Source organism: Rhodococcus sp. I2R, assembly GCF_020889545.1.
Lineage (GTDB): Bacteria > Actinomycetota > Actinomycetes > Mycobacteriales > Mycobacteriaceae > Rhodococcoides.
Genome location: NZ_JAHUTG010000054.1, coordinates 1 through 5008, shown reverse-complemented (window position 1 = coordinate 5008; position 5008 = coordinate 1). Strand labels below are relative to the sequence as shown.

Annotated in this window: 5 protein-coding genes; all 5 read right to left on the bottom strand. The window is 56.5% G+C overall.

All coding sequences use genetic code 11. The annotated features are described in order from the left end of the window. Positions 1-218: 218 nt before the first annotated feature. Entirely contained in the window at positions 219-1235 is a 1017-nt protein-coding gene (locus KVY23_RS24655) for a glycosyltransferase family 4 protein (protein WP_268995413.1), read from the bottom strand. Between the two features lie 35 nt (positions 1236-1270). Beyond that, entirely contained in the window at positions 1271-2416 is a 1146-nt protein-coding gene (locus KVY23_RS24650; RefSeq protein ID WP_206511875.1) for a glycosyltransferase family 4 protein, read from the bottom strand. Next, positions 2416-3468 carry a glycosyltransferase family 4 protein gene (locus KVY23_RS24645; RefSeq protein WP_206511878.1) on the bottom strand — a complete coding sequence of 351 codons (1053 nt, stop codon included), beginning with the start codon at positions 3466-3468 and terminating at the stop codon, positions 2416-2418. Before KVY23_RS24645 ends, KVY23_RS24650 begins: the two co-directional genes overlap by 1 nt. A 36-nt stretch (positions 3469-3504) precedes the next feature. Continuing rightward, positions 3505-4827 (bottom strand): oligosaccharide flippase family protein, encoded by a 1323-nt coding sequence (locus KVY23_RS25360; RefSeq protein ID WP_363324727.1) that lies wholly within the window; start codon positions 4825-4827, stop codon positions 3505-3507. Positions 4828-4863: 36 nt separating this feature from the next. Further along, on the bottom strand, positions 4864-5008 hold a 145-nt coding region (locus tag KVY23_RS24640; RefSeq protein ID WP_268995412.1), incomplete at its 5' end, for a GDP-mannose 4,6-dehydratase.

Sequence of the window (5008 nt, the reverse complement as noted above, 5' to 3'; positions counted from 1 at the left end):
CGTCGACTTGGCGGTAGACGATTCGAAGGGTGGCCCTTGTCGTGGGCGAGTTACGACAGGACTCGCCGAGCACCTACACATGAGGTTGTACGGGGACCGTCACGTGAGGGTGTACACCGATACGCGGCGACCGATCACTCGTGAACACCGGATTCGCAGCTCTTCTCCAATCGGTGGCCTTGCCAGCAAGCGTTTCCTCGGCACGGAGAAACTCCGCCTTACCGCCGAGCACGGCCGTATATCTCAAGCAACCTTCCAGTGCTCGACGCGTCTTTGAGTTGCTGGACCAGATCATCGGCGGCCCATGACTCTGCGTCGGACAACGCCGGGCCCGAACGCACCCTATCAACCACTGCCTCAAGGTAGTCTTCGTCCGAAGCTGTGCAAACCAAGGGAACATCTGGGTGAGCAAGATTTCTGAAGTATCGGTTCCCAGGATTCCACGAGGCGACAACTGCCGTTCGCTGGTTTAGCGCCTCCACGGTTGGGATGCCGAAACCTTCATACAGCGACGGCGCGAGCAAGAGCCAAGACGTGCTGATCAGCTCAGCCACATCCTCGTCGGACATCCCGCTGCAATGACGCACGTCGGGTGCCCATGATTCAGCGTCACTCTGCGGTCCTACAACCCACAATTCGAATGTTCTGTCTAGCCTGCGCCGCACTTCTGCTACTGCCTTCTCAGCCAGCCATCCACGCTTGCGTCCCTGATGGCTTCCAATGAAGACCGCCCGCGGAACTCGGTTGACCACTTCAGTGCGCTCGGGCAGATCGACGATTGGGGGTACAACATACTCGCACCCGAACGCGTCGCGCGATTCCGGAGCGATCGCCAGGCTCGCAGTAGCCCTTTTCGAGGACACCTTTTCTAACCCATAGAGCACAACGTGGTTTAGCTTCCTCAGACCGGTTGACGAGACCGCCTCCGACCAAGATGAGCCATAGAATGATCGGACAACTGGCGTATTAGATTTTAGAGCCCAGTCGTCTCCGTGGGCGTGAATCACGTCGGCGCTGAGATTTGCTACGGCATTGCGCGCAAGTATTGGCAGGATGTAGAAGCGCGCAAGTCTCGTCTTGTGGCGCGGGAGTTCTACGATGCTAACGCCGTCCATTTGCTGCGCACCGCTCAGTGTGACAACCGTCAGGTCGACAAGCTCCTTCATTGATTCAGCCAAACGAAAGGTGTAGCGTCCCACCCCACCGACATGAGCGTTGCCCTGAGGCCACTCCATTGACAACCACACAACGCGCAGTCTATTTGTTGTTGTCATTTTGGTAGCTCCCGGTCGAATTGAGCAAGCCATTGTTCAGTACGACTCGCGAGCTCGGTGACATCGAAGTCCTTCGCACGCAGCATGCCGGTGGCGGATAGGCGGGCGCGCAAGTCTGCATCTTCGTTCAAGTCTCTTAGCGCGCTGACCAGCGCATCCTCATCGCCGCACGGCACAAGGCGACCATCGACACCGTCGGTGATGATCTCAGCCGGACCGCCCGGAGATGTTGCGATCACCGCGCAGCCTGCGTCCATCCCCTCGATAACGACGGCTCCGAACGGTTCTGGGATAACTGACGCATGAACAAGTACATCGAAGTCATCCAGGTACTCCGAGACGGACTCGACGTGCCCAGTGAACTGCACCTTGTGGCTAATAGTGAGGTCTTTGGCGAGTTGCTGCAGGCGCTGTTCAAATTCGGTCTCCCCAAATAAGGGGCCTCCGACAACTGTTGCGCAAACGTCGTTTTCATCGTCGCCGAACACGCGCGCAAAAGCACGCAAGAATACATCTTGCCCCTTCCATTCCGCGAGACGTCCCACGATTCCTACTGCTTTTATTTCGCGCCTCACGACACGAGTCGCACGGCTGTCTGCGCGCTCCAACCCGGGCGGGATAACGATGACCGGCTTCCCCCCTGCGTTGATAGTTTCTAAAGTCGCAGAGCTATTCACGATGAATCCAGACGATACCCACTGACCGAATGCCTTCAGCAAACGAGCTTTGAGCGGGCCAAAGTATTCAGGCGAGATTCGGTCGTGGACACTCCACACTAACCGGCGTCGCGTCGCAACCGTGGCGACGAAGCCTATAAACAGTGCTTTGGTCGAGCGCGCTACAACGACAGTGATGTCCTGACTCCTGGCGTAAGTTGCGACTGCGACACCATCCTTGAACATTCTATACAGGCCGCCTGCCAGGGCTAGCGGACTGCTCGACCTCGTGATCGGCCTCCGCGCGATGTCGGCACGTACCAAGTCCGCTGCCAAGTTTTCGTTCTGAAATCTTGCGATCATGACTCCGTCTGATGTGAAAACCACCCGCGTGCGGCCACGCTTCATGTGGCGAACGAGTCGCAAAAGCGACAACTCGGCGCCTGCGGGTTCGGCCGAATGAGTAAGGAACATGATGTTCCCCATCAGGCTATCCGGCTGTACAGGTCAAAATGATTCTCAGCAACACGCTGCCACGAAAAGGTCTCGGCGTGCGCTCTGCATGCCTTCCAGTCGGGTACGGCCCCGTTCAGTGCGTCCGACACTCTATGGGCAAGGTCCTCGCTGTTGTAGGGCTGAACGACCAGCGAGGGATCCAAACCATCGACGGCGTCGGGCAACCCCCCGCAGTCAGTCACAATTGGAGCCGTGCCTGTCGCCAGAGACTCCAGTGCTATAAGGCCGAACCCCTCAAGAGCGACACTGGGTACCACAGTGACCGCGGCGGTTTCATACAAGGAAACCAAGCGGTCATCTGAAACGTTGCCTTCAAACACTATGAATTCACTCAGTCGCATATCGGTCGCCAGTTCGCGAAGCCGAGACTCATCGGTTCCGGTTCCTACTATTCTCAGTAGCGCCCCGGGGTGCTGGTGCACAACGCCAGGCCACGCCTTGATCAGGTACTCGATCCCCATACGCTTTTCAAGTCTGCGCACACAAAGAACTTCCCTTGACTGTCCCTTGGGTCCCGCCGAGAACCTGGATAGGTCAACGCCGGGCGCGAGTACTGCAACCCTCGACTCGTCCACCTTGTAGTCGGCGACGAGGAGGTTCTTGAAACGTTCTGACAGCACGATGAACTGATCGGTGCGACTGTACCGCAGCCGTTCGACTGCGTACTTGGCCGCTACTGACAGTTTGGAGTGGCCGGCAACCTTGCTCTCGCCTGCCCACGGTCCCTGAAAATGGGTGACAGTTGTGACCCTGCTTTTGCCGACCCCGGCAGACTGACCGTAGAGGCTGAAGTGGCGATCCAATATTGCGCCGTGAGGCAACTTGAACGAGCCTTTCAAGGCGCTACTTCGCGACAGGGCACTTTTACCAGCCGGACCCCAGGAGTTCCCACCGGAGGGCGGGTTTCCAAAAGCCACCGCTGTTATATCGTTCCCCTTAAGATCATGCATCGCCACGAAGAGCGATTCGAAGTATCGATTGAGGCCACCAGACCGATCACCAAACCATTCCGACCCAGTCATGTGTACGCGCTGACGGTCATTGTGTTCTGCCATGTGCTATCCCCGTCCCGTAGTTTCATAGGAAATTCGCCGCGACCGGCCTGGCCTAAAAATTCCCCAAATGTGCACAATTCCGCGCCATGGAGAGACACGGGCAAGCAAAGAGTCACCGCCTGATCTTCGGTTCACTGCCAAGAGCGTGGCAATGCCGAGGAGGTAGCTCACAGCGGTACCAAGCGCCACCCAATTCACTCCCAGTAGTAAACACGCAAGAACAACGAGTTCAAATTGACTGACGGTCGCAATAATGACCGCGAGAAGGGCCCCTAGCTCTTGAGCATCCTGTTGCATTATTCGGAGCATTAATTCGAACAGATTACTTGCGACCATCGCAGCGCTCAACGAATAGAGAAGTATGCCCGCGGCCGCATATTCGCTGCCGTATACATAGGGGAGCAACAGTGGCCCTACAAGCACAATTGCAACTCCGACTAGAACGGCCATCGCACTTGCGACAGAGGTCAGTCGAGCACTATCAGATCGCGATCTAGATAGCAGAACGGGAGCGAGGCTAGCAACAAGGGAGAGACCGGCGACTGTTAAACTGGCAGCCACGGAGTACATTCCAGCGTCGGTCGTTGATAGAAACATGGCAACCAGGATGAGATCCATCCTTGAGCCCACTGATCGAAAGACCTGCGCGCCGCCTGTTTTGAAACCAATACGCAAGGTCTGGACAGCGTGGTTTCGTCTCATCTTGGAATGCATTCGGCGCCAGGGCTTGTTCAAAGAAATCCCCAGCACTACTGCCGCACAGCTACCGAACACAGATGTAGCGAATATCGATGTGAGATTGATTTCACCGAAAGCCACCAGTGCCGCTATCGACAAGATTTGGACAACTACCGGACTAACGCGAAGGAAAGCAGCAGCCAAGAACTTCCCGTCCGATACCAGACTATAGTTTATAAGCGACCCAAGAGCACCGAGGAATGGGAGCACACATGCCAACAACACAAACAGTGGTGTGTTGGCGCCTAGATATGAGGTGTAAAAAAAGACCGGAATGGCGCATACTACCGAAAAGAAAGTGCTGTATGACCAGGCGATAGTGTTCGATGTCTTTTGGTGGACGCCCCTCTTGGGCGCCAGGACCAGAGCCTCAGCAGCTCCGGCGGTGCATACGAAACTGAGAGTCGAACAAAAGGCCAACGTTGAAGCGTATGTGCCCCTTTCAGAGACCTCGAGCAGTCTAGCAGTCAATACCCCAGTCGCGACCGTAGTCAAGGTGACGGCTCCACTAGAGAGAACCGTAGCTGAACCAGGATTTAGCAGGAGCGCCCTCAGCTTTGAGCGAAAGGCACTAACGCTCCTGATCATCGAAACGGTCCCTGATCCCGATCGGATCCAGCCAGTTCACTCAACCGCATTCTTGGATTGTTCGTCGACGTCGTTGCGGACCATCATCTGTACCAGCTCCGGGAATTCGACCTTGGGCTTCCATCCGAGTACGTCGCGGGCCTTGGCGGCATCACCGATCAGCAGATCTACCTCCGCCGGC